This window comes from Cupriavidus sp. OV096 (assembly GCF_900115455.1).
Taxonomy (GTDB): Bacteria; Pseudomonadota; Gammaproteobacteria; order Burkholderiales; family Burkholderiaceae; genus Cupriavidus.
On sequence record NZ_FOWM01000002.1, the window covers coordinates 37,163 to 62,505 of the forward strand.

Below are 25,343 nucleotides of genomic sequence, written 5' to 3' on the forward strand. Positions count from 1 at the left end.
ACAGTTACCGACCTCTAGAATCCAGCCCACAGCTATCACTAGCTATCCATTCCAAAAAAAGACAGGAGACCGCGATGCCTCGCACGCTTGCCCGCTTTGCCCATGTCGTCCTCGCCGCCGCCACGCTGGCCGCGGCCCCGGCCTACGCCGTGGACAGCCTGAAGGTCATGATCGGCGCCAACCCCGGCGGCGGCTACGACCAGACCGGCCGCACGATCGGCGCGGCGATGATCGCGGCAGGCACCGCCAAGACCGCGTCCTATGACAACAAGGGCGGCGCCGGCGGCACCATCGGCCTGACCCAGTTCGTCAACACCGACAAGGGCAACCCCAACGCGCTGATCGTGACCGGCGCGGTGATGGTCGGTGCCATCGAGACCAACCATCCGCCCGTGACGCTGAAGAACGCCACGCCGATCGCCCGCCTGTATGCCGACACCATGGTCCTGACCGTGCCGGCCAGCTCGCCGCTGAAGTCCATCAAGGACCTGACTGCGCAGCTCAAGGCCAACCCGGGCAGCGTGAGCTGGGGTGGTGGCTCGAAGGGTTCGATCGACCACATCCTGGCCGGCCTGATCGCCAAGGACATCGGCGTGGATCCGAAGAAGATCAACTACGTGCCGTTCGCGGGCGGCGGCGAAGCCTCCGCGTCGATCATGGGCGGCCACGTGACCGTGGGCATTGCCGGCGTGTCCGAGTTCCTGCCCTTCATCAAGAGCGGCAAGATGCGCGCGCTGGCGGTGACCTCGAAGGACCGCACCGCCGACATCCCCACGCTCAAGGAGCAGGGCGTGAACGTGGAGATCTATAACTGGCGCGGCGTCTACGGCGCGCCGGGCATCACGCCCGAGCAGCGCAAGGCGATGATCGACGCCGTGGTCAAGGGCACCGAGAACAAGGTCTGGAAGGAAGCCCTGACGAAGAATGACTGGACGCCCTTCCTGCTGACCGGCGACGAGTTCGGCAAGTTCGTGGATGCCGAGTCGACCCGCCTGGGTGGCACGCTGCGCGAACTGGGCGTTGCCAAGTAAGTCCGGCGGATTCATCGCCAACTGCACGACTCGCCTCACCGCCCCACCCGCGCGCCCCAACAATAATCACAATCCTGTCACGCTCGTCGTGACCGCGCGGGTGGTGGCCATCCCTCCGGGAGCCCACCATGAAACCATCGCATGTCTCCATCGGCATCGCCGTCCTGGCGTTGTCCGCCTTCTTCCTGGCCGGCCTGTCCGGCATCTCGGGCGAGGAAGGCTACGCCGGCCTGTCGCCGCGCTTCGCGCCCACCCTGGTCGCCATCGGCCTGGCCGTGTGCGGCGCGCTGCTGACCTGGCAGGGCGTGCGCGGCGGCTTCCGCAATATGCCGGAGGAAGATGCCGAGTTGCCCGAGGCGCCACACAACTTCAAGGGCTTCCTGTGGGTAGCGGCGGGCCTGGTGCTGAACATGGCGCTGATCGGCACGCTCGGCTTCGTGCTGTCCTCCACGCTGATGATGGTCTGCGTGGCGCGCGGCTACGGCAGCCGCCGGCTGGTGCGCGATGCGCTGATCGGCCTGGGCCTGACGCTGCCGATGTGGGCGTTGTTTGAATTCTTGCTCGGCATCAACCTGCCGCTGCTGCCCCTTTTGTCGATCTCCGGCTTCTGAACCGGCGGGAGGAATTGCCATGGATACCCTGAACCAGTTGATGCACGGCTTCGCCGTCGCCATCACACCGATCAACCTGATGTGGGCCCTCGTGGGCTGCTTCCTCGGCACCGCCATCGGCGTGCTGCCGGGCATTGGCCCGGCCCTGACCGTGGCGATGCTGCTGCCGCTGACGGCCAAGGTGGAACCCACCGCCGCGCTGATCATGTTCGCCGGCATCTACTACGGCGCGATGTACGGCGGCTCGACCACCTCCATCCTGATGAACACGCCGGGCGAGTCGTCCACCATGGTCACCGCCATGGAAGGCAACCTGATGGCCAAGAACGGCCGCGCCGGGCCGGCGCTGGCCACGGCGGCGATCGGCTCCTTCGTGGCGGGCACCATCGCCACCGTGCTGCTGTCGATGTTCGCGCCGGTGGCGGCGGACGTGGCGCTGCAGTTCGGCCCGGGCGAGTACTTCATGATCATGCTGCTGGCCTTCACGACCGTGTCGGCCGTGCTCGGCTCGTCGCTGCTGCGCGGCATGACCAGCCTGTTCCTGGGGCTCGGCATCGGCCTGATCGGCATCGATTCGCTGTCCGGCCAGACCCGTTACTCGATGAACATCCAGGAGCTTTACGACGGCGTGGATATCGTCGTGGTGGCCGTGGGCCTGTTCGCCGTGGGCGAGGCGCTGTTCAACGCGTTCTTCCCGCAGCCGGCCGGCTCGTTCAACAAGCTCAGTTCCGTCCACATGAACAAGTCGGACTGGAAACGCTCGGTGCCGGCCTGGCTGCGCGGCACGCTGATCGGCTTCCCGTTCGGGCTGATTCCGGCCGGCGGCGCGGAGATCCCGACCTTCCTGTCGTACGCGACCGAAAAGAAGCTCTCCAAACACCAGGACGAGTTCGGCAAGGTGGGCGCCATCGAGGGCGTGGCCGGCCCCGAGGCCGCCAACAACGCCGCCGTGACGGCCACGCTGGCGCCGCTGCTGACGCTGGGCATTCCGACCTCGAACACCACCGCCATCCTGCTGGCGGCGTTCCAGAACTACAACCTCCAGCCCGGTCCGATGCTGTTCCAGACCTCGGGCGATCTGGTCTGGGGCCTGCTGGCGTCGCTGTACATCGGCAATGTGATGCTGCTGGTGCTGAACCTGCCGGCGATCGGCCTCTGGGTGCGCATGCTGCGCGTGCCCACGCCGCTGCTGTACGGCGGCATCCTGATCTTCGCGGGGCTCGGTGCGTACGGTATCCGCCAGTCGTGGTTCGACCTGCTGCTGCTGTTCGTGATCGGCCTGCTGGGCATGGCCATGCGCCGCTTCGACTTCCCCACGGCGCCGGTCATCGTCGGCCTGATCCTGGGGCCGATGGCCGAGAAGCAGCTGCGCAATGCGCTGTCGATTGGCCAGGGCGACTGGAGCCTGTTCGTCAAGCAGCCGATCTCCGCCACGATTCTGGCGATGACGGTGGCCGTGGTGGTGGTGCCGCGCGTGCTGCGCTGGCACGCCAGCCGCAGCAGTGCCCGCGCTGCTGCCGACAACGCGGCGTAGCCGTCGCCCGCCCCGGCCGGCGGGGTCTTGCAGTGCATCACACGGGGGGCTGCGGCCCCCTGTATCATTGGCGAAACCCGCTCGACAGGATCGCCATGCCGGAACCGACCTCCGCACCGACCGCAGCGCCCGCCTTCACCCTGGCTGATGTCGATGCCACGCTGGAACGCGTGCTCGCCCCGTGGGTGCGCCAGCTTGGCCTGCGAGCCGAGGCGGTGGACGACCAGGGCGTGACGCTGCGCCTGCCGTTCAGTGAGACTTTTCGCCATGCCGGCGGCGTGGTGTGCGGGCAGGTACTGATGTCGGCAGCCGATACGGCGATGATCGTCGCCATCTCCCGGGTGCTCGGGGAGTTCCGCCCGATGACCACGGTCAGCCTGACCACCAACTTCATGCGGCCTGTGATCGACGGCGACGTGCGCGTGCGCGCCAACGTGCTGCGGCTCGGCAAGACCGTGGTGTTCGGCGAGATCGAGCTGACCGGCACCGACGGCAAGCTGGCGGTGCAGGCCACCACCACCTACGCGCTGCTCTGACATCCAGGACCATCCGACGATGATGACTGGCGCCGCGCCAATCTCCTCCGCCCCTCCCCAGCCGCTTTCCCAGCCGTTCGACCAGATCGTGTTCGCCGGCGGCGGCAACCGATGCTGGTGGCAGGCCGGCTGGTGGGACACCGTGGCGCCCGAGCTGGCGCTGCGGCCGCGCGTGATTGCGGGCATCTCGGCCGGGGCGGCTACGGCGTGCATGGTCCATGCGCATGATTCGCACCAGACCATGGCCTATTACCGCGACATCCTGGCCAACAACACGCGCAACGCCTACTGGGGCAACCTGCTGCGGCGCGAGCGCGTGTTTCCACATTACGGCATCTATCGCAACGCGCTGCTGTCGCTATTCGGCGATAACCGGCTCGCGCGGCTCCAGGCCGCGCCCGAGATCCGCATCGGCGTGGCGCATATCCCGCCGTGGAGCGGCCCGCGCCTGGCCGTGGCCGCCGGGCTGCTCGCGTACAACATCGACAAGCACCTCCTCAAGACGCTGCACCCGCGGCTGGGCCGCAAGCTGGGCTTCCGGCCCGAGTTCGTGCGCGCGCAGGATTGTGCTTCGCCCGAGGATCTGGCCGATCTGCTCTTGCAGTCGGCCTCCACGCCGCCGTTCACACCGGTACTGAAGCGCCAGGGGCGCGCGGTGCTCGATGGCGGGCTGGTGGACAACGTGCCCGTCGATGCGCTCGACCCGGCCCCCGGCAACGTGCTGGTGCTGGTGACGCGGCTGTACCCGCGCCCGCCCCGCTTCGTGCTGGCGGAGGGCGGCCAGCGCCGGCTGTACCTGCAGCCGTCGCAGCGCGTACCCATCTCGAGCTGGGACTACACCCGGCCCGAGGCCATGACACATGCCTACGATCTGGGCCGGCGCGACGCGGAAGCGTTTCTGCGCGACTGGCCCACGATCCGGGACGAGGAATTGTTGCCGGCGCCCTGAGTGGTTGCGCCCACGGGCGCCGGTCGGTCGTGTTGAATGCGGCGATGCGCCGCGTACAAGGAGACATGGATGACTAAGCGCCAGGCAACACCCGAGACCGCCACCCCGGCACCGGCCAAGGAGCGCCGCCGCGCGCGCGAGATCAGCGCGGCGCCCGTGGTGGAGAACGTGCCGCGCCGCAAGCGCAATGGCCGGCCGGGCAAGGCGCGCGAGGCGGACCTCGTCGTCATCGGCGCGGGTTCCGGCGGCGTAGCGGCGGCCCGGCGCGCGGCGTCGCTGGGCGCGCGCGTGATCCTGGTCGAACGTGGCGCCATCGGCGGCACCTGCGTCAATCGCGGCTGCGTGCCCAAGAAGATGCTGTCCTACGGTGCCACCTGGGCGGCCATTTTGTCCGATTGCCTGTCTCACACGGGCGGCAAGGAGGACTGGCGCGATGCCATCGTGCGGGTCAATGCCGAGGTCGCGCGTCTCAACGCGTCTTATGCCCAGCGGCTGACCGAGGCCGGCGTGGAGATCCTGCACGGCGAGGCCCGGCTGACGAGCCCGACCGAGATCGTCGTCGGCAACGAAACCCTGCGCACCCGCAAGACGCTGATCGCCACGGGCGCGCGGCCGCGCGTACTGCCGGTGCCCGGCGGCGAGCTGGCGAGCACGTCCGACGATGTGTTCACGTGGCAGACCGTGCCGGCGTCGATGGTGGTGATCGGCGGGGGGTATATCGCCGTGGAACTGGCGTCGATCCTGTCGCGCTACGGCGTCAAGGTCGACCTGCTCGTGCGCGAGGACCGGCTGCTGCCGCGCTTCGACCACGACGTCTCCGCCTCGCTGGCCGGGGCGCTGGCCGCCAAGGGCATCCGCCTGCATTTCAATACCGAGGTGACGCTGCTCTCGCAGGCCAATGGCGCGACCGAGGTCTGCTATACGCAGGACGGCAACCCGGGCCGTACCCAGACCGTGCGCGCCCAGGCGGTGCTGTCGGCCATCGGTCGGCAGGCCAATGTGGAGGGGCTGGGGCTCGAGGACATCGGCATCGAACTGGGCGAAAAGGGCGGCATCGTTGTGGACCGCCAGTTCCGCAGCGCGGAGCGCGCGCTGTACGCGGTGGGCGACTGCATGGCCGAGAACCTGCACCTGACGCCGGTGGCCATCGCACAGGGCCGCTGGGTCGCGGACCGCCTGTTCGGCAAGCGCGGCGACCTGGCCGATTTCGACATCGTGCCCACGGCCGTGTTCTGCGAGCCGGCCATCGGCGTGGTGGGCATGACGGAGGCGCAGGCCATCGAGGACGCGGGGAAGCCGGAGCGCATCCGCACCGAAATCAAGCGATTCGTCTCATTGGAAAACCGCTTCGGCGGCAGTTCGCAACAGTCGATGATCAAGCTGGTGCTGAACGCGCGCAGCGGCCGGGTGCTCGGCGTGCATTTGATGGACAACGCCGCGCCCGAGATCATCCAGGCGCTGGCGGTGTCGCTGCGGCTGGGGCTCAAGGCCTCGCACCTGAAGACGACCCTGCCCCTGCATCCGACGGTGGCGGAGGAGATGTTCGGGTAGGCGCTAAACCATTGACCCCAAACGCAAAAACGGACGCCGAAGCGTCCGTTTTCTTGTATCTGGTGGCCTGGGACGGAATCGAACCGCCGACACAAGGATTTTCAATCCTCTGCTCTACCGACTGAGCTACCGGGCCAAAGAAGCGAAACTATATCAGCGCGAAACCGGCCAGTCAAGCGCCCCGTGCATCACTGTCGGTCATTGTTCGGTGGGCTCGGGCTTGTTGCGACCCAGCTCCACGCCGAGCTGCTTGAGCTTGCGGTACAGGTGGGTCCGTTCGAGGCCGGTCTTCTCGGCCACGCGTGTCATGCTGCCGTGTTCGCGCACCAGGTGGTATTCGAAATAGGCACGCTCGAACAGATCGCGTGCCTCACGCAATGGCATGTCGAAGGAGAAGTGCATCTCGGCCTCGGGCAGGCGTGCCGGATTGCCGTTCGCGGCGATCTCCGCGGGCATCTCGGCGGGCGCCAGCGCGGCCGCGGCGGCTTCGCCCGTGGCAGAGGTGGCGGCAGGCGCCGCGCTGGCCGCCGTCGGCGCCGTACGCGGGCGTTCGATGCCGCGCGCCAAGCCTTGCTCCACGGCGGACAGCAACTTCTGCAGCGCGATGGGCTTCTCGAGGAAGTTCAGCGCGCCAATCTTGGTCGCCTCCACAGCGGTGTCAATCGTGGCGTGGCCAGACATCATGATGACCGGCATCGTCAGGTAACCCTGTGCCGACCATTCCTTGAGCAAGCTGACGCCATCGGTATCTGGCATCCAGATATCGAGCAATACCAGATCGGGCGTCCCGGCCGCACGGTACTCGCGTGCCTGCTGGGCGTTCTCCGCCACTTCGACCACATGGCCTTCGTCACTCAGGATCTCCGAGAGTAATTCCCGGATGCCCATTTCGTCGTCGACTACGAGGATGGTTGCCATACTTCCCCTCTTAACCCCACCGCAGCGCCACCGGACGGTGACGCAGTTTGACTATGCCAGTTTAACGAACAGGATCGAGATCTGTGCCCCGATGATCTCGGCGCCGTCCATGCGATTGCGTAACTCGATGCGCGCGCCGTGTTCGTCAATGATCTTCTTTACCATCGCCAGCCCGAGACCCGTACCCTTGGCTTTCGTGGTCACATACGGTTCGAACGCCCGACTGAGAATACGGGGTGCGAATCCTGGACCATTGTCCGCGATGGACAGCTTGACGGCCTGCCGGTCTTCGCCAGCAGAATCTTTGTATTCTACAGTCTCGGTGTGCAGAGTGATATGGGGCGCCGCCCTACCGGCCGCCACGTTGTCCGCCACCGCATCCTGCGCATTCTGCAGCAAGTTGTGGATCACCTGCCGCAACTGGGTCGGATCTCCCTTTATTTCAGGCAAATCGGGCCCCAGCGCCGAATGGATCACGGGATGCTCGTGCACCCCGGGCTCGTCGATCCCATACAGATGCAAGACTTCTGCCACCAGGTGATTCAGCGCCAGCGTCTGCACTACGGCGGGCGGCGTACGCGCGTAATCGCGGAAGTCGTCAACCATGCGTTTCATTGCCGCCACTTGGTTAACGATCGTTGCGGCCCCGCGCTTTAGCACTTCCGCATCGGTTGTCTCCAATTTCGGCGAAAGTTTCATCTGCAGGCGCTCCGCCGAGAGTTGGATCGGGGTGAGCGGATTCTTGATTTCGTGGGCCAGCCGGCGCGCCACCTCGCCCCAGGCGACCGAGCGCTGGGCCGAGATCACATCGGAAATATCGTCGAAAACCACCACGTAGCCGGGCTCGTCGCGGCTGCCGCCCGGCAGGTGGGCGCCGCGCACCAGCAGCGTCAGCGGCTGTTCCTCGTCGCCCTGCGGCAGTTCGATCTGCTTCTGCCAGTGCCGCGCGCCGCCCAGCACCTCGCTGGTGTTCTGCTCGGAAAACGCCTGGCGCACGATCTCGGTGAACTCGCCCAGCCCTGGAATCTGCTCGGCCGGCTGGCCCAGCACACCGGCGAAGGGCTGGCGGAAGATGCGCTCGGCGCCGGGGTTGGCGGTCAGCAGCGCAAAGCGCCGGTCGAACACCAGCACGCCGGCGGTCAGGTTCTGCAGCACGCTTTCCAGGTAGGCCTTCGACTGCTCCAGCGCGGTGCGGTTTTCCTCCACGGCGATGCGGGCCTCGGACAACTGGCGCGTCATCGCGTTGAACTGCTGCGTCAGCATGCCCAGTTCGTCGCGGCTTTTAAGTTCACGCTTGGGTGAGAGATCGCCCTCGGCCACCTCCTTGGTCCCCTGCAGCAGCATCAGCAGCGGCCGGGCGAGCTGGCCGCCCAGCAGCAGGGCCAGCATCACGGCGATGAACACGGCCAGGAACAGCGTCAGGGTCAGCGTGCCGATGTACATCTTGCGCAGGCCGGTGCGCCCCAGCGCCTTTTCCTGGTACTCCTGATAGGCGCGCTGGACCTCGTCGGCATTGCGTGCGAGCACGGCCGGCACTGGGTGCAGCACCTGGAGGTAGCGCTCCTCGCGCACCGTATCGCCCATCAGGCCGAAGCCGGTAGCCGGTGCGTCCTCGGGGCGGCGCTCCACGGACAGCCCCGACCCGGCCCAGCGGGCACCGGGCGCGGACATGCCGGCACGCGGCGGGCGCTGCGCGCGCTGGACCGCGGCGGCTGCAGCCACGGCGGCGGCCTGCGCCTCCGCGTCGGTCGAGTTCTGCGACGGCGCCGGCCCGAGCGGAATGATCACGCGGATGCGGTACAGGTGGGTACTGTCGATGGGGCCCGTGCGCTTGCCGTCTACCGAGGGCTCGGTGCCGCCCTCCACGGCCGCATAGCCGCCGGCCAGCCGCGCCTGCTCGGCGAGCATGCCCGACGGCAGGTCCGGCACCAGCGAGGCGTAGCTGCTCGACGCCGTGGCCATCACCCGGCCGCTGCCGGTGAAGATCGCGGCCTCCTGCACGCCGTACTGCTCGCGCAGCCGGTTCAGTTGCAGCGACGTGGCCATGCCCGACGACCCCGTGAGCTGGTCCGCCATCAGCCGGGCCTTGCCCTGCAGATCGGCCAGTTGGCTGTCGATGGTGGACCGGCCCAGGTTCAGCCCGGCCTCGAGCGCCGTTTCCACGCGTACATCGAACCAGGATTCGATGCTGCGCGAGACGAACTGCAGCGAGACCAGGTAGATCAGCACGCCCGGCAGCACGCCCACCACGCCGAAGAACACGGCCAGCTTGGTCATCAGCCGCGTGCCGAACTTGCCGCGCCGGTAGCGCACCCACAGCGTCATGGCCAACGCGCCCACGGTCAGCACAAGCAGCGCGCCGACGACGAGGTTGACCTTGAACAGCAGGGTGAAATAGCGATCGAAGAATTCGGTGTTGGCCGAGGCCCCGGCCAGCAGGCCCACCAGGACCAGCGCCAGGAAGACGATGATCCCCACCACGACGCGATAGAGCACGCGGCGGAATCGGCTGTCCCAGATCGCTCCGTTCATGGCGGGCTCGATGCGGGCTGTACCAATTGGCTCGGAGACAGGACCGTGGAGACGGTCTGCGAGAACGGCGTGCGGGCATCGGCTGATGGCGCGGAGGCCGCGGCGGGCGCGGAGCCGGGGATGGCCGGCGCAGCGGGCGGTGCCGGGGGTGCCGCAGGCGGTGAGGCCGGCATCGGGGCCGGCGGTGGGGGCAGCGGCTGCGGCGCGTCGAGGTTGGTCGGCACGGTGTAGTTGAAGCGCTTCCACTCGGACGACAGGTTCCACTCGCGCGTGTTCACCGCATTGATCTGGAACGGCTTCGGCAGCTGCGAGAGGTCGAGCCGCATGCGCAGCTCGGCGTGATAGGTTTCGCCGCGCCGCACGTCGCCGCGCTCGAACACGCGCCAGCCACGCACCTGCTGGATGAACTGCAGCGCGCCCTTGAGGCGGTTGAACGGCAGTTGCAGCCCGCCCGTGGAAACGCGGTACTGACGCGTCAGCGGCTGATACGACAGGCGCACGCTGCGGTTGGTGTTCACCGGCTTCTCGTCGAACCAGTACCAGCGCGGGCGCGAGAGCTGGAATTCGACCACGAAATAGAGCGGAATGCCCTTGTGCAGCGCGTCTTCCAGCGCCGGCGGCAGGTCGAAATCGAACGAAGTGGCCAGCTCGAAGCCGCCGTCCTGGTATTCGATCTTCGCTTCGGAATTCTCGATGAGCTGCGCCTCGGCGCGGGGCGTCAGCGCTAGCAGCAGGCTCAGCAGCAGCCATGCGGTGACGGCCCAAATGCTGAGTGTGCCAAGGGTGCCCAGCGCACGCCGGCCGCTATTGGCCAGCGCGAGCGCCGGCGCCTCGCGCGTTGCGCGGCCCGGGACTCGGTGGACGAACAAGCGCAGCGGGCTCGGCATCGGTGGGATCAGGCGCGTTTCTGGAAGCGGGCGTAGTAGAAGCCATCGTGATCGGTAGGCAGACCCGATGGCGAACCGGTTGGCAGGCTGGCCGTTTCAGGCGCCTTCGTACCGGGCAGCAGTTGTCCCGGCGCTTGCAATCGTATCGCATCTGGTAGCTGCGCACCAAACCAGAGCGCCTGCTCCTCGCCTTCCGTTGGGAAAATAGAACAGGTCACGTACACCAGGATGCCGCCCGGCTTCAGCAGCGGCCAAAGTTGAGACACGATGCGACGCTGCTCATTGACGAGGCGCGCGATATCTGTCTCGCGGCGCAGCCATCGGATATCGGGATGGCGCCGCACGATGCCCGACGCCGAGCACGGCACGTCCGCCAGGATGCGATCGAACGGCTGGCCGTCCCACCAGTCCTGGGGCCGGCTCGCGTCGCCGACGATCACGTTGGCGCGCTGGCCCAGGCGGGCAAGGTTTTCGTGGATGCGGGCGGCGCGTTGCGCGTCGCTCTCCACGGCGGTGACGTCGATGTCGGCCAGCTCCAGCAGGTGGCCGGTCTTGCCGCCGGGGGCCGCGCAGGCATCGAGCACGCGCATGCCATCAGACAATTCGCAAAGGGGCGCGGCCAGTTGCGCGCCGGCGTCCTGCACCGACACATCGCCTTCGGCAAAGCCGGGCACCTGCGAGACCGGGAACGCGCGGACCAGCCGCACCGCCTGCTCGCCCACGACCGTGCCGGCCATGCCGGCGTTGGCCAGTTCAGTCAGATACTCCGGCACCGACATGCGCTGCGTGTTCACGCGCAGCGTCATCGGCGGCCGGGCGTTGACGCTCTCCGCCAACGTAGTCCACTGGTCCGGGTACGCCTTGCGCAGCTGCGCCAGCCACCAGGACGGCAGGTTGTAGCGCGCTTCCTCGTCCTGGTTGACGGTCTGCATCAGTTGCTGACGTTCACGCAAAAAGCGGCGCAGCACCGCGTTCACCAGGCCGCGCGCGTGGGCGGTCTTCGGCTCGGATGCGGCCGCGCTGACGGCCTGGTCTACCACAGTGAAATCGCTGTAGCCACCGCGCCCGACCTTGCTGGCATCGCCCTCCTCGCCTTCCAGCAGCAGCGCCAGGGCCACGGCCAGCAGGGAATCGACGAGCGCGCCGGGCGGGCGCGTGACCAGTTCGGTGACCAGCGCGCGCGTGGTGCCGAACTGGCGCACGGTGCGATAGGCCAGGTCCTGCACGGCGCCGCGCGTGGCGGCGTCGCGCACGCGGTCGAGCCGCAGGTGCGTGGCGACGTCTTCGATGGCCTGCGGCAGGGCCGTGCCTTCATTGACGCCGCGTACCGCCGCGGCGGCGCCGAGCATCTGGAAGGCAAGTGAATCGTGTTGCAGGCGCATGGAATACGAGAATTCTGAAAATGCTATGAATGACAGTGACCGGCACGGCGTGCCGATCACAAAAAAAGCCCGCCGGTTCCGGGGAACACAGCGGGCAGTTTACCCGGACTCGGGGCGCGCGGCCGGCCTCAGGCGGGATAGGTGCCCGTCTGCGCCATGTGCATCAGCCGCGCAACGCGCTCCTCGGTGGCCGGGTGGGTCGAGAACAGGTTGGCGATGCCGCCGCCCGAGAGCGGGTTCATGATCATCATCTGCGCCGTGGCCGGGTGCGCCTCGGCGGCCTGGAACGGGATACCCTGCGCGTAGCGGTGGATCTTGTCCAGCGCGCTGGCCAGCGCCTGCGGGTCGCCGCTGATCTCGGCGCCGCCCCGGTCGGCCTCGAATTCACGCGCCCGGGAAATCGCCATCTGGATCAGCGAGGCCGCCAGCGGGGCCAGGATCGCCACGGCGATGCTGGCGATCGGATTGGACCGATTGCCGTTCTCGTCGCGCCCGCCGAAGAACATCGCCATGTTGGCCAACGCCGAGATCGCACCGGCCATCGTGGCCGCGATGGTCGAGGTCAGGATATCGCGGTGCTTCACGTGCGCCAGTTCGTGCGCCATCACGCCGCGCAGCTCGCGGTCAGACAGCACGCGCAGGATGCCCGTGGTGGCCGCCACCGCCGCGTGCTCGGGGTTACGCCCCGTGGCAAACGCGTTCGGCGCGTCCTCGTTGATCAGGTACACACGCGGCATCGGCAGCCCGGCGCGCTGGGACAGCTCCTGCACCATGTTGTAGAACTGCGGCGCCGTGCCGGCGTCCACTTCCTGCGCGTTGTACATGCGCAGGACCATTTTGTCCGAGAACCAGTAGGAAAAGAAATTCATGCCCAGCGCGATCAACAGCGCGAACATCATCCCGCTGCGGCCCCCGATCATGCCCCCGATGACGATGAACAGCGCCGTGATGGCGGCCATCAGCATGAAGGTCTTGACCCAGTTGAACATGGAAAAGTCTCCCAAATCGACAATCGACGTACATCCCCGCGTACCCGCCCCTGCGGGACGCGTTGACGGTTAGATCGGGACCGATTGCCGGAAATTCAATGTCCGTAGCAGGGTTTTTGCAGACGGATGTGGAGATTGCGTCACGCCGGCACGAGGCAGCGCGTGCCCGGCGGCAGCGGCTGGCCCTGCAGGAACTGTTGCGCCGGCTGGCGGCGGCCGCCCGGCTTCTGGAGTTCGGTGACCTGGAGCGCGCTGCCCTCGCCGCAGGCGATGATCACGCCGCTGGCGTCGGCCGCCAGCACAGTGCCGGGCGGGTGCGGCAGCGGCGTCGAGCTGGCCAGCGGCAGCGCCTGCCAGCACTTGATGACGGTGTCGCCCACCTGCACCGTGGCCCCGGGGAAGGGGTTGAAGGCGCGCACCTGGCCAGCCAGCGCCGTGGCCGGGCGGCGCAGGTCGAGCGGGGCTTCATCCTTGGCGATCTTCTCGGCATAGGTCACGCCGGCCTCGGGCTGGGGCGTGGCGGCCAGCGGCTGGCCGGCCGCCAGTTGCTGCAGCGCCGCGACGATCATCCGCCCGCCCAGCGCCGCCAGCGTGTCATGGAGCGTGCCGGTGGTGTCCAGCGGGCCGATCGGCACGGCTTCGCGGGAGAGCATGCCGCCCGTGTCGAGCCCTTCGTCCATCTGCATCAGCGTGATGCCGGTCTCGGCATCGCCGGCCTCGATGGCACGGTGGATCGGCGCCGCGCCGCGCCAGCGCGGCAGCAGCGAGGCGTGGATGTTCAGGCACCCATGGCGCGGCAGCGTCAGCACCTCGGCCGGCAGGATCAGGCCGTAGGCGGCCACCACCATGACATCGGGCGCCGTGGCCGCCAGCGCATCGACGGCCGCGCCGGCTTCCTCGGGATATTTGCCCTGGCGGCGCAGCGAGCGCGGCTGGAGCACCGGCCCGAGGCCGGCATCGAGCGCAAACTGTTTGACTGGGCTGGCCTGCAGCTGCATGCCGCGGCCCGCCGGGCGGTCCGGCTGGGTCAGCACGGCCACCACCGGGAAGCCTGCGGCGTGGATGGCCTCCAGGGCGACGCGCGCGAATTCCGGGGTGCCGGCAAAGGCAACGCGCAGTGGCTGGGCTTGGGTCATGGCAGGGTTCCGCGATAAAAACGCCACCGGCCGCATGGTGGCGGCCGGGTGCATTGGGTGCTTCGGAGGGGTTAACGATAGCAGACGGCGCCGGCGCGGCGGCACCGCTGTTACATCCGCGAACGGACGCGCTTCTGGAGCTTCTGCTTGATGCGGGTGACCTTGAGCGGCGACAGGTACTCGACGAACACCTTGCCCATCAGGTGATCCATCTCGTGCTGTATACATACAGCGAGCAGATCGTCGGCATCGAGTTCGAAGGCTTCGCCCTTTTCGTTCAGCGCGCGTACGCGCACGCGGTCCGGGCGCTCCACGCGGTCGTAGACCTCGGGCACGGACAGGCAGCCCTCTTCCCAGACCTTGCGGTTGTCGCTGGCCCAGACGATTTCCGGGTTGATGAAGACCTGGAGGGCGTCGCGCGTCTCGGAGAGGTCGATCACGATCACGCGCTCGTGCACATCCACCTGCGTGGCGGCCAGGCCGATGCCCGGCGCTTCGTACATGGTTTCGGCCATGTCGCGCACCAGCGTGCGGATGCGGTCATCCACCACCTCCACGGGCTTGGCCACTTTGTGCAGGCGAGGATCGGGGTAGGTGAGGATGTCGAGTTTTGCCATGATGCTCGGGCGCAACGCCAGGTGCTGTCTACTGCCCGGCCGCGTTGCGGCGACGGGTGTTTACATGCAGAATCGGGGCGCAAGTACAAAAAATCAAGGCGGGCCGCAGCAGGCACGCTCTCTAGGGTCAATCCGGTCGCTACACCGACCGGTTCACGAAAATGCGCGATCTTACCAAAGAACAAGCGGCGTCGGGCCGCAGGCTGCACGCGTTCACCCTTCTCATGCTAAGTGTCGCCGGCATCACTGCCGGGGCGGGCATGACCGTCCAGGCCGCAGACCTCAGTGTCTCGCCGGCGCAGCAGGCGCAAGCCGACCGGACGGCACAGCAAGGCATTCCAGTTGCCGATCTGGCGCCCAGCGCGCCGGGCCAGTACACGGTGCGCTCCGGCGACACCCTGTGGGGCATCTCGGGCCGCTTCCTGCGCCAGCCCTGGCGCTGGCCCGAGCTGTGGGGCATGAACAAGCAGCAGATCCGCAATCCCCACCTGATCTATCCGGGCCAGACCCTGTATCTGGTCACCCGCGATGGCCGCGCCTACCTGAGCACGACCGCACCGGGCGGCGCGAGTGGCGATGGCCGCCTCTCGCCGCGCATGCGGGGCGAAGGCGCCGATGGCGACGCGATCCTGAGCATTCCGGCGGCCGACATCGAGCCGTTCCTGATCCGCCCGCTGGTGGTGGACAAGGACACCGTCGATACCTCGGCGCGCCTCGTGGCCCTGCCCGATGCCCGTGTCTACATGGGCCGTGGCGATACCGGCTACGCGCGCGGCATTGGCCCCGGCGATGCCTCCATCGGCAGCGACTGGCAGGCCTTCAAGCCGGCCTTGCCGGTGCGTGATCCGATCACCAACAAGGTGATTGGCTTCGAGGCCGAATACCAGGGCAGCGTGCGCGTCTCGCGTCCGCCCGAGGGCCCGGACGCCGTGACCACGGTGCAGGCCACTCAGTCGCTGCAGGAAATGGGCCCCGGCACACTGCTGCTGCCCCAGCCCCCGCGCGAGCTGGTGCGCTATGTGCCGCACGCGCCCGAGACCGACGTGAATGCCCGCATCGCAGCCGTATATGGCGGCGTGCAGTACGGCGGCGCCAAGCAGGTGGTGGTGCTGAACGTGGGCACCGATGCCGGGCTCGAGCCGGGCCATGTGCTGGCGCTCTCGCGTGACGGCGGTCTGGTCAAGGATCCGACGGACAGCAATCGCACCATCCGCCTGCCCGACGACCGGTACGGGCTGGCCTATGTGTATCGCGTGTTCCCGGGTATCTCGTACGCGCTGGTCACCGATGCCACGAACCTGATGAAGGTTGGCGACATCGCCACGACGCCACGTTGACCGGTTGGCGCGCGCCGGAGGGCGCGCAAGTCTCCGGGCCGGCCCTGGGCAAGGATGCGGGGCTGGCCGACGTTGCGGCGTGGCTGCGGCTGATCGCCACGCCAGGACTGAGCGCAGCGGCCGCGCGCCGGCTGCTGGGCGCGTTCGGCCTGCCGTCGGCGGTGCTGGCGCAGCCCGCTGCCCGACTGCATGGGCTGGTGCCGCCCGCCATCGCCCAAATCCTGACCGCCCCGCCCGATGCCACGCTGGCCGCGCTGATCGCGCGTACCGAGGCATGGCTTGCCGTACCCAACCATCACCTCGTCACGCTCGCCGATGGCGATTACCCGGCGCGGCTGCTCGACCTCGCCGATCCCCCGCTCCTCCTCCACGTCAATGGCCGGCGCGATGCGCTGGCAGCGCCGTCCATCGGCATCGTCGGCGCGCGCAAGGCCACCGTGCAGGGGGCGAAGGACGCCCACGCGTTTGCCGCTGCCCTGTCCGGGGCGGGATTCACGGTGGTGTCCGGCCTCGCGCTCGGTATCGATGCAGCGGCCCATGCGGGGGCGATGTCCGGCGCCGGCGGCACGATTGCCGTCATCGGCACGGGTATCGATGTGGTGTATCCGGCACGCCATCACGCGCTGGCGCATGAGATCGTCGACCGAGGCGGCGCCATCCTCAGCGAATTTCCCCTTGGAACGCCGCCGGTGAGCCACCACTTCCCCAAGCGGAACCGGCTGATCGCGGCACTGGGCCAGGGCGTGCTGGTGGTCGAGGCGGCCGAGCGGTCGGGGTCGCTGATCACGGCGCGGCTGGCGTCGGAGCTGGGGCGCGAGGTGTTCGCGATACCCGGCTCGATCCACGCGCCGCTCTCGAAAGGCTGTCACCGGTTGATCCGGCAGGGCGCCAAGCTGGTGGAAAGCCTCGAGGACATCGTGGAGGAGTTTCCCGACCTCGCCCCGTCATCGGCCAGACCCGCCGGGGCGGAGGTTGCCGACCCCCGCCCGACCCCCGCCGACGCATTCGGCGCCGCCCTCGCCTATGATCCTGTGACACTCGACGCCTTGTGCGCCTTGTGCGCCTGCAGCGGAATGTCGGCGGATGCGGCGTCGGCAGCGCTTTTACAGCTGGAACTGGCCGGCGCGGTGGAGCGATTACCGGGCAACCGCTACCGGCGGCTCGGGTAAGGGGCGCCAAACTCTATACAATCTGCCGGCAATTGCCGCGGCTGGTGCCGTAGGCTGCTCATGTTTTCGACTGCCATGACCGTTTACTTTCCCGAACAAGACGCCGCGGCGCTGCGCCAGGCGTTGGCCGCGCGGCCAGCGGGCCGGCTGGTGGCCTGCCTGTGCGCGGACTGGTGCGGGACGTGCAAGGACTATATGAGTGGCTTTGCGGCGCTGGCAGCGCGCTATCCCGGCGACTGCTTTGTCTGGATCGATATCGAGACCCACGCCGACCGGCTCGGCGAGGACATCGACATTGAGAATTTTCCGACGGTGCTGATCCAGCCCGTGGCCGGCAGCGATCCGCATTTTTACGGCACGGTGCTACCTCATCTGGAAGTGTTGGAGCGAATGCTGGACCGTGGGGCGTCGATGCCCGCGGCCGCATCGGAAATTCCCGAAGTGCTCGACTGGTTACTCGAGAGCCACCCCGGCTGATGCCATGTGCTGCCTGAGCCTCAGGCGGCGTTTGCTTGCACCGCCGACGGATGCGCGCTTATTATTGGCGCCTCAAAGCCCAGGCGTGCTGTTTACATAATTAGCAGTGCCAATCAAGAGGCGCTGGCTTCCCCTGGAGGGGGCCGTGCCGCAAGGACCCGTTCAATGTCTAAAGCCCTCATCATCGCGGAAAAGCCATCGGTCGCCGCCGATATCGCGCGCGCCCTCGGGGGCTTTACCCAGCACGACGAGTACTTCGAGAGCGACGACTACGTGCTGTCTTCGGCCGTGGGCCACCTCGTGGAGATTGCCGCGCCGGACGACTACGAGGTCAAGCGCGGCAAGTGGAGCTTCGCCAATCTGCCGGTGATACCGCCGCACTTCGACCTGCGCCCGATCCAGAAGACCGAATCGCGGCTGAAGGTGCTGAACCGGCTGATCAAGCGCAAGGACGTGACCGGCCTGATCAACGCCTGCGATGCGGGGCGCGAGGGGGAACTGATCTTCCGCCTGATCGCGCAACAGGCCAAGGCCAAGCAGCCGGTGCGCCGGCTGTGGCTGCAGTCGATGACGCCGCAGGCCATCCGCGACGGGTTTGCGCAGTTGCGCGACGACCTGGAAATGATGCCGCTGGCCGATGCCGCGCGCTGCCGGTCGGAGGCCGATTGGCTGGTCGGCATCAACGGCACCCGGGCGATGACCGCGTTCAACAGCAAGGGCGGCGGTTTCTTCCTGACCACGGTGGGCCGGGTGCAGACCCCGACGCTGTCGATCGTGGTGGAGCGCGAGGAGAAGATCAAACACTTCGTGGCGCGCGACTACTGGGAGGTGCACGCCGAGTTCATCGCCGCCAAGGGCCTCTATGAAGGCCGCTGGTTCGACCCGAAGTTCAAGAAGAACGAGTTCGACCCCGAGGCGCGCGAGGCGCGCCTGTGGAGCGAGGCCGAGGCCAAGAGCATCGTAGCCGCCTGCCGCGACAAGCCGGGCACCGTCACCGAGGAATCGAAGCCGTCGACGCAGCAGTCGCCGGCACTGTTCGACCTGACCACGCTCCAGCGCGAGGCCAACTCGCGTTTCGGCTTCTCCGCCAAGAACACGCTGGGTCTGGCCCAGGCGCTGTACGAGAAGCACAAGGTGCTGACGTACCCGCGTACCGACGCCCGCGCGCTGCCCGAGGACTACCTGGAGACGGTCAAGGAGACCATGGGCATGCTGGCCGACAGCTCGCCCAACTACCTGACCCACGCCAAGAAGATCCTGGCCAGCGGCTGGGTGAAGCCGAACAAGAAGATCTTCGACAACAGCAAGATCAGCGATCACTTCGCCATCATCCCGACGCTGCAGGCGCCCAAGAACCTGTCCGAGCCCGAGCAGAAGCTGTATGACCTGGTGGTGCGCCGCTTCCTGGCGGTGTTCTTCCCGGCTGCCGAGTTCCAGGTGACCACCCGTATCACCGAAGTGGCCGGCCACCACTTCAAGACCGAGGGCAAGGTCCTGGTCAATCCGGGCTGGCTGGTGATCTATGGCCGCGAGGCGCAGGGCAAGGACGACAAGGACGCCAACCTGGTGCCGGTGGACAAGGGCGAGCGCGTCAAGACCGACAAGGTCGAGTCCGTCGGCCTGACCACGCGCCCGCCGGCGCGCTACAACGAAGCCACGCTGCTCTCGGCGATGGAAGGCGCGGGCAAGCTCGTCGACGACGACGCGCTGCGCGAGGCCATGGCAGGCAAGGGCCTCGGCACGCCGGCCACGCGCGCAGCCATCATCGAAGGGCTGCTGACCGAGAAGTACCTCGTGCGCGAGGGCCGCGAACTGATCCCGACCGCCAAGGCGTTCCAGCTCATGACGCTGCTGCGCGGCCTGGGCGTGCTCGAACTGACGCAGGCCGAGCTGACCGGCGAGTGGGAGCACAAGCTGTCGCAGATCGAGCGCGGCCGGCTCAAGCGCGACGAATTCATGCGTGAGATCGCGCAGATGACGCAGCAGATCGTCAAGCGCGCCAAGGAATACGACAGCGACACCATTCCGGGCGACTACGCCACGCTGGACACCCCGTGCCCGCAGTGCGGCGGCCAGGTCAAGGAAAACTACCGCCGCTTTGCCTGCACCGCGTGCGAGTTCTCGATCAGCAAGATCCCGGGCGGCCGCCAGTTCGAGATCGAGGAAGTCGAGGAACTGCTGCTGAAGAAGGAAATTGGTCCGCTGCAGGGCTTCCGCAGCAAGATGGGCCGGCCGTTCGCGGCCATCCTGAAGCTGGCCAAGGGCGACGACGGCAACTGGAAGATGGAGTTCGACTTCGGCCAGAACGACGATGACGCCGATGGCGAGCCGATCGACTTCAGCGCCCAGACCCCGGTGGGGTCGTGCCCGAAGTGCAGCGGCGCGGTCTACGAGCACGGCATGAAGTACGTCTGCGAGAATGCCGTAGGCAGCGAGAAGACCTGCGATTTCACCACCGGCAAGATCATCCTGCAGCAGGAAATCTCGCGCGAGCAGATCGGCAAGCTGCTGACGGCCGGCAAGACAGACCTGCTGACCGGCTTCAAGTCGTCCCGCACGGGCCGCAACTTCAAGGCGTTCCTGGTGAAGCAGCCGGACGGCAAGATCGGCTTCGAGTTCGAGGTACGTGAGCCGAAGGCTGGCGCCAAGGGCGCCGCAGCCAAGACCGCCAAGGGGGCCAAGGCCACTGAAGCGGCCGAAGGTGCCGAGACCGAAGCCGCCACGGCCAAGCCGGCGGCGAAGAAGGTAGCCGCGAAGAAGGCGCCCGCCAAGAAGGCTGCAACGAAGACCGCGACCAAGACCGCCACCGCCAAGACCCCGGCCGCCAAGAAGACCCGCGCCGCCACCAAGGCGACGGCCGACGCCGAAGAGTAATTCCGCGCACGGCGTTCACCCCTCTCCCGGCATGCGGAGAGGGGTTTCGAACCTTTCTTATTTCCCCTACTTCTGTCCGCTGGCTTCGCCGGCCCGCTTCGTGCCTTCCTCGAGCAGGAAGTCGATGAAGGCGCGCACCTTGGTCGGCAGGAACTTCCGGCTGGGGTAGACCACGCTCACGTCGCGGCGCGGCAGTTGGTATTGGGGCAGGATGTGCGTGAGGCGGCCGGCTTCGATGTTGGGCCGGGCGAGGTAGGAGGACAGCATGGCGATGCCCATATTGGCCAGCGCGGCCTGGTGGGCCAGTTCGGCGTTGCTGCACAGCAGGCCCGGCCGGATCGCGACCGTGACGTCGCCTTCGGGGCCGGAGAGCGTCCATTCGTGCTCGGCCGTCGGCAGCCGCATGGCGATGCAGCGGTGGTTGGCGAGGTCCTGGGCATTACGCAGCGGTGGGTGCGCGCGCAGGTAGCCGGGCGAGGCACACAGGATGACTTCGGCCGAAATCAGCGGCCGTGCCACGAGGTGCGAGCCGAGACCCAGGTCGGACAGCATCACACCAACATCCCGGCCTTCTTCCACGATATCGACGATACGGTCCGAGAGCAGCACGTCGAACACCACGTCCGGGTAGAGTTGCTGGAAGCGTTCCAGGGTCTGCGGCAGCAGGTGGAGGCCGAACATGACCGGCGCCACCAGCCGCAGCGTGCCCGAGAGCGACTGGCTGCGCGCCGTGACCACCGATTCGGCTTCTTCCACATCCTCGAGGATCTGGCCGCAGCGCTGGAGGTAGGTTTCGCCGGCGTCCGTCAGCGACAGGCTGCGGGTGGTGCGGTTCAGCAGCCGGGTGCCCAGGTGGCTTTCCAGGTCCGCCACATAGCGCGTGACCACGGCATTGGACATTTCCAATTGCTGCGCCGCACGTGCAAAACTGCCAAGTTCCACCACCTTGGCGAAGACGCGCATCGATTGAAGCCGATCCATGACATAGTCTCCCGATTCACCCGTGAACTTTTACACGATCCGGGGGATTTATTGTGAAAAGCACAATCAATCATTGTGGATGGCAATATTTATTCATATCAGGGGAATGCCTAATATCGCATCACCTGATGCCGCATCGCAACATCCACATTCCGAGCGCCGGCATCCACGAAAAACGAAAGGATTTGCCATGAAGCGCCAATTTGCCCTGACCGTTGCCCTGGTTGCCGCCCTCTCCGCCGCCCCGGCGTTCGCCAAGACCTCGTTCGACCCGTACACCGACGGCGCCAAGTCCACCAGGTTCGACTCGTTCACCGACGGTGCCCGCACCGGCAAGTTCGATTCGTTCGGTGAAGGCGCCCGCACTGGCAAGTTCGACTCCTTCGGCGAAGGCGCCCGTGCTGGCAACTTCGACGTCTACACCGACGGCGCCGCGCTCTGATCTGAGCCCGCCAGTCGCCAAAAAGCCCGTACCTGACCGGTACGGGCTTTTTGTTTATGCGCGCGATGTTTGCTGCGCGCCATGGAAAAACGGGCCCGAAGGCCCGTTTTTTCGTTACCCGCCAATGACTTAGTCGTCGTGGCGATGGCCATGGCGGCGATGCTTGCTCTTCTTGTAGTAGCGGCGATCGTCGTCGTAGGAGTTGCTGCGCGAGACGTTGCCGCCCAGCGCCGCACCGGCCGCGCCGCCCAGGCCCGCACCCACCAGGCCGCCCGTACGGCCGCCCATGGCGTTGCCGGCCGCCGTGCCGGCGCCGCCGCCCAGGGCGCCGCCGATGATGGCACCGGTGCGTTCGCGCTTGCTGGAGGTCAGCGCGCCGCCGGCGCCGCCGCCCACCGCGCCGCCGATCACGGAGCCGGTGCTGCCGCCCAGCGCGCCGCCCACGGCAGCGCCAGCCACGCCGCCCAGACCACCGCCGAGTGCATTGTTCAGGTCACCCCCTGCAAACGCCGGCAGCGCAGCCGCGGAGAGGGCAAGGGCCAGAGTGAGGGTGCGAAGATGGCGAGACATCGTGTTTTCCTTTATCAGTCGTGCATCTGGAACCGGAGTGTAGAGAACGAGCCGTGCCGTTGCTGTAACCAGTTGTGAGGCCCTGTAACCCGCTCCAGAAACGGTATCTATTGGTTAAAAATCGCGGTGTAAACACAACACCCGATTACCGGGGATGAAAAAAGCGACCCCGTAGGGTCGCTTTCGTCACGTCATGATGGATGACGTCAGCAGCACTTGCCCTGCCCGCCGCCGTACCGCGCTTCCTGGCGTTCGCGGAAGAATTCCTCGTACGTCATCGGCGCGCGGTCCGGGTGGGTGGACTCCATATGGGCCACGTAGGTCTGGTAGTCAGGCAGCCCGACCATCAGCCGCAGCGACTGGCCGAGGTAGCGGCCCATGGTCCCGATTTGATCCAGCATGGTGGCCTCCTGTGGATGGCGATTGGGTTGCGTACTCAGTGCTGCGCGGCCGAGGTGCCGGCCGGCAGCGGCTCGAACGGCGTCTCGCTGTCCGTGCGCTTGGTGATGCCGCGTGCCGCCATGGCCGTCTTGAAGCCATAGAAGACAATCGACAGCACCACGAACATGAACAACGCGCACAGGCCGGCGTCCAGGTAGTCGTTGAAGACGATGCGGTGCATCTGCTCCATCGTCTTGGCCGGCGCCAGGACCTTGCCCTGGGCGATGGCGTCGCTGAACTTGGCCGCGTGGGTCAGGAAGCCGACCTTCGGATCGGCATCGAACAGCTTCTGCCAGCCGGCGGTCAGCGTGCAGATCAGCAGCCACACGGTCGGCAGCGCGGTCACCCACGCGTACTGGCCGCGCTTCATCTTCACCAGCACGCAGGTGCCCAGCACCAGTGCCACGGCAGCCAGCATCTGGTTGGAGATGCCGAACAGCGGCCACAGCGTGTTGATGCCGCCCAGCGGATCGACCACGCCCTGGTACAGGAAGTAGCCCCAGGCCGCCACGGTCAGCGCGGTGGCGATCAGGTTGGCCGGCAGCGAGTCCGTGCGGCGCATGGACGGCACGAAGCTGCCCAGCAGATCCTGCAGCATGAAGCGGCCGGCGCGGGTGCCCGCGTCCACGGCGGTCAGGATGAACAGGGCTTCGAACAGGATGGCGAAGTGGTACCAGAACGCCATCATGGCCTGGCCGCCCACCACCTGATGCAGGATGTGGGCGATACCCACGGCCAGCGTCGGCGCACCGCCGGCGCGCGAGATGATCGTGTTCTCGCCGACATTCCTGGCGGTCTCGATCAGCACGTCAGGGGTGATGACAAAGCCCCACGTCGACACGACCTGGGCCACGGCTTCCGGCGTCGTGCCGATCACGGCCGCCGGGCTGTTCATCGCGAAGTACACGCCCGGCTCGATCACCGAGGCGGCCACCAGCGCCATGATGGCGACGAAGGACTCGGCCAGCATCGCACCGTAGCCGATGAAGCGCGCGTGCGACTCGTTCTCCAGCAGCTTGGGCGTGGTGCCCGACGAGATCAGCGCGTGGAAGCCCGACACCGCGCCGCAGGCGATGGTGATGAAGAGGAACGGGAACAGGTTGCCCGACCACACCGGCCCGCCACCCTGGGCGAACTGCGTGAACGCCGGCATCTTGAGTTCCGGCGCGACGATCACGATGCCGATGGCCAGCGCGATGATCGTGCCGATCTTCAGGAACGTGGACAGATAGTCACGCGGCGCCAGCAGCAGCCACACCGGCAGCACGGCGGCGATGAAGCCGTAGATGATCAGCATCCACGTCAGGGCCTTGCCGTCGTAGGTGAACAGCGGCGCCAGCGTGGCGCTCTCGTGCACGTACTGGCCGCCGATGATGGCCAGCATCAGCAGCACGAAGCCGATGACGGAGACCTCGCCGATACGGCCCGGGCGGATGTAGCGGGTGTAGATGCCCATGAACAGCGCGATGGGGATGGTCACCGCCACGGTGAACGTGCCCCACGGCGAGCCGGCCAGCGCCTTCACCACGATCAGCGCCAGCACCGCCAGGATGATGATCATGATCATGAAGCAGCCGAACAGCGCGATCATGCCGGGCACCGTGCCCATCTCGGACTTGACCAGGTCGCCCAGCGAGCGGCCGTCGCGGCGCGTGGAGATGAACAGGATCATGAAGTCCTGCACCGCCCCGGCGAACACCACGCCGGCCAGGATCCACAGCATGCCAGGCATGTAGCCCATCTGCGCGGCCAGCACCGGGCCGACCAGCGGGCCGGCGCCGGCAATCGCGGCGAAGTGGTGGCCGAACAGCACCGCCTTGTTGGTCGGCACGTAGTCCAGGCCGTCGTTGTGGCGCCACGCGGGCGTCATGCGTTTGGGGTCGAGCTGCATCACCTTGTCGGCGATGAAGCGGCTGTAGTAGCGGTACGCGATCAGGTAGATGCAGAGCGCGGCAACCACGATCCACAGTGCACTGACGGCTTCCCCGCGCGACAGCGCGACGGTGGCGAAGGCAAACGCGCCGAGCACGGCGACGGCCAGCCACAACAGGTGTTGTCCGATGCGATTCATGTTGAAGGGTCTCCTCAGACCGGATATGAAAAACCTGGCGACGCGGATGGCGGGCAGAGTGGGTGGTGCCGGGGCGGCGGCGGACGATCCTGCGAGGAAAGGGGGTCTCCTGGATGTCTGCGGCGTGCCCGGTCTGTTCTCGTCTGTTCCGGATCTGGTCGGCAGGCAGGAGCGCACCGAACCGTGGGCGCGGCGCGCTGACTGCAACGGATTGTGCAGCGCAGGGGCGCACCGCCAATCCGGCGTGTAGTATTGACACCCGCTCCAGCCGGCACAAGCGCGTAACTACGCAACGGGCTTGCGTAGTA

General features: G+C 67.2%; 22 protein-coding genes and 1 tRNA gene. 11 read left to right on the top strand and 12 right to left on the bottom strand.

What is annotated here, in order from left to right; genetic code table 11:
* Positions 1–74 precede the first annotated feature (74 nt).
* The 6 genes from BM115_RS04180 to BM115_RS04205 all read left to right on the top strand — a co-directional run bounded on the left by BM115_RS04180 (position 75) and on the right by BM115_RS04205 (position 6,212).
* Entirely contained in the window at positions 75–1,031 is a 957-nt protein-coding gene (locus BM115_RS04180) for a Bug family tripartite tricarboxylate transporter substrate binding protein (RefSeq protein WP_092290974.1), read from the top strand.
* Between the two features lie 128 nt (positions 1,032–1,159).
* Positions 1,160–1,642 (top strand): tripartite tricarboxylate transporter TctB family protein, encoded by a 483-nt coding sequence (locus BM115_RS04185; protein ID WP_092290976.1) that lies wholly within the window; start codon positions 1,160–1,162, stop codon positions 1,640–1,642.
* Between the two features lie 19 nt (positions 1,643–1,661).
* Positions 1,662–3,176 (top strand): tripartite tricarboxylate transporter permease, encoded by a 1,515-nt coding sequence (locus BM115_RS04190; protein ID WP_092290978.1) that lies wholly within the window; start codon positions 1,662–1,664, stop codon positions 3,174–3,176.
* Positions 3,177–3,271: 95 nt separating this feature from the next.
* The gene (locus BM115_RS04195; RefSeq protein WP_092290980.1) at positions 3,272–3,712 is read left to right on the top strand and encodes a PaaI family thioesterase; all 441 of its coding nucleotides are present in this window, start codon (positions 3,272–3,274) and stop codon (positions 3,710–3,712) included.
* A gap of 19 nt (positions 3,713–3,731) precedes the next feature.
* Positions 3,732–4,661: a patatin-like phospholipase family protein gene (locus BM115_RS04200; protein WP_255370691.1), complete on the top strand. Its 930-nt coding sequence runs from the start codon at positions 3,732–3,734 to the stop codon at positions 4,659–4,661.
* A gap of 69 nt (positions 4,662–4,730) precedes the next feature.
* Positions 4,731–6,212 carry a dihydrolipoyl dehydrogenase family protein gene (locus tag BM115_RS04205; RefSeq protein ID WP_092290984.1) on the top strand — a complete coding sequence of 494 codons (1,482 nt, stop codon included), beginning with the start codon at positions 4,731–4,733 and terminating at the stop codon, positions 6,210–6,212.
* A gap of 60 nt (positions 6,213–6,272) precedes the next feature.
* On the opposite strand, the gene BM115_RS04210 is transcribed toward BM115_RS04205, so the two are convergent.
* The 8 genes from BM115_RS04210 to def form a co-directional block, all read right to left on the bottom strand.
* Positions 6,273–6,348, bottom strand: a tRNA-Phe gene (locus tag BM115_RS04210).
* A 62-nt stretch (positions 6,349–6,410) separates the two neighbouring features.
* The gene (locus BM115_RS04215) at positions 6,411–7,130 is read right to left on the bottom strand and encodes a response regulator (protein WP_092290986.1); all 720 of its coding nucleotides are present in this window, start codon (positions 7,128–7,130) and stop codon (positions 6,411–6,413) included.
* Between the two features lie 51 nt (positions 7,131–7,181).
* Positions 7,182–9,662 (bottom strand): sensor histidine kinase, encoded by a 2,481-nt coding sequence (locus BM115_RS04220; protein WP_092290988.1) that lies wholly within the window; start codon positions 9,660–9,662, stop codon positions 7,182–7,184.
* Positions 9,659–10,549, bottom strand: a complete 891-nt coding sequence (locus BM115_RS04225; protein ID WP_092290990.1) for a DUF4390 domain-containing protein — start codon at positions 10,547–10,549, stop codon at positions 9,659–9,661. The genes BM115_RS04220 and BM115_RS04225 overlap by 4 nt, the downstream gene beginning before the upstream one ends.
* Positions 10,550–10,557: 8 nt before the next feature.
* On the bottom strand, positions 10,558–11,931 hold the full coding sequence (gene rsmB / locus BM115_RS04230; protein WP_092290992.1) for a 16S rRNA (cytosine(967)-C(5))-methyltransferase RsmB: 1,374 nt from the start codon (positions 11,929–11,931) through the stop codon (positions 10,558–10,560).
* Between the two features lie 128 nt (positions 11,932–12,059).
* Entirely contained in the window at positions 12,060–12,920 is an 861-nt protein-coding gene (gene htpX, locus BM115_RS04235; protein WP_092290994.1) for a zinc metalloprotease HtpX, read from the bottom strand.
* A gap of 140 nt (positions 12,921–13,060) precedes the next feature.
* Positions 13,061–14,056, bottom strand: a complete 996-nt coding sequence (gene fmt, locus BM115_RS04240) for a methionyl-tRNA formyltransferase (protein WP_092290996.1) — start codon at positions 14,054–14,056, stop codon at positions 13,061–13,063.
* A 110-nt stretch (positions 14,057–14,166) separates the two neighbouring features.
* Positions 14,167–14,673 (bottom strand): peptide deformylase, encoded by a 507-nt coding sequence (def, locus tag BM115_RS04245; RefSeq protein WP_092290998.1) that lies wholly within the window; start codon positions 14,671–14,673, stop codon positions 14,167–14,169.
* A 161-nt stretch (positions 14,674–14,834) separates the two neighbouring features.
* Here def and BM115_RS04250 point away from each other — a divergent pair, with 161 nt between their 5' ends.
* The 4 genes from BM115_RS04250 to BM115_RS04265 all read left to right on the top strand — a co-directional run bounded on the left by BM115_RS04250 (position 14,835) and on the right by BM115_RS04265 (position 20,530).
* Positions 14,835–16,010 (top strand): LysM peptidoglycan-binding domain-containing protein, encoded by a 1,176-nt coding sequence (locus BM115_RS04250; RefSeq protein ID WP_092291000.1) that lies wholly within the window; start codon positions 14,835–14,837, stop codon positions 16,008–16,010.
* Positions 16,007–17,179: a DNA-processing protein DprA gene (gene dprA, locus BM115_RS04255; protein WP_369823448.1), complete on the top strand. Its 1,173-nt coding sequence runs from the start codon at positions 16,007–16,009 to the stop codon at positions 17,177–17,179. The genes BM115_RS04250 and dprA overlap by 4 nt, the downstream gene beginning before the upstream one ends.
* Positions 17,180–17,254: 75 nt before the next feature.
* Complete coding sequence (locus BM115_RS04260; RefSeq protein WP_092292063.1) at positions 17,255–17,656, top strand: thioredoxin family protein; 402 nt, start codon at positions 17,255–17,257, stop codon at positions 17,654–17,656.
* Between the two features lie 165 nt (positions 17,657–17,821).
* Positions 17,822–20,530, top strand: coding sequence for a DNA topoisomerase III (locus BM115_RS04265; protein WP_092291002.1), 2,709 nt, complete (start codon positions 17,822–17,824; stop codon positions 20,528–20,530).
* A 66-nt stretch (positions 20,531–20,596) separates the two neighbouring features.
* Here BM115_RS04265 and BM115_RS04270 read toward each other — a convergent pair whose 3' ends face one another.
* Complete coding sequence (locus tag BM115_RS04270; RefSeq protein WP_092291004.1) at positions 20,597–21,511, bottom strand: LysR family transcriptional regulator; 915 nt, start codon at positions 21,509–21,511, stop codon at positions 20,597–20,599.
* Between the two features lie 190 nt (positions 21,512–21,701).
* On the opposite strand from BM115_RS04270, the gene BM115_RS04275 reads away from it, so the two are divergent.
* Positions 21,702–21,953: a hypothetical protein gene (locus tag BM115_RS04275; protein WP_092291006.1), complete on the top strand. Its 252-nt coding sequence runs from the start codon at positions 21,702–21,704 to the stop codon at positions 21,951–21,953.
* Between the two features lie 129 nt (positions 21,954–22,082).
* On the opposite strand, the gene BM115_RS04280 is transcribed toward BM115_RS04275, so the two are convergent.
* From BM115_RS04280 to BM115_RS04290, 3 genes are all read right to left on the bottom strand, one after another.
* Positions 22,083–22,523: a hypothetical protein gene (locus tag BM115_RS04280; RefSeq protein WP_092291008.1), complete on the bottom strand. Its 441-nt coding sequence runs from the start codon at positions 22,521–22,523 to the stop codon at positions 22,083–22,085.
* 206 nt (positions 22,524–22,729) lie between these two features.
* On the bottom strand, positions 22,730–22,924 hold the full coding sequence (locus tag BM115_RS04285) for a YbdD/YjiX family protein (protein WP_092291010.1): 195 nt from the start codon (positions 22,922–22,924) through the stop codon (positions 22,730–22,732).
* 35 nt (positions 22,925–22,959) lie between these two features.
* The gene (locus BM115_RS04290) at positions 22,960–25,035 is read right to left on the bottom strand and encodes a carbon starvation CstA family protein (protein ID WP_092291012.1); all 2,076 of its coding nucleotides are present in this window, start codon (positions 25,033–25,035) and stop codon (positions 22,960–22,962) included.
* Positions 25,036–25,343 lie beyond the last annotated feature (308 nt).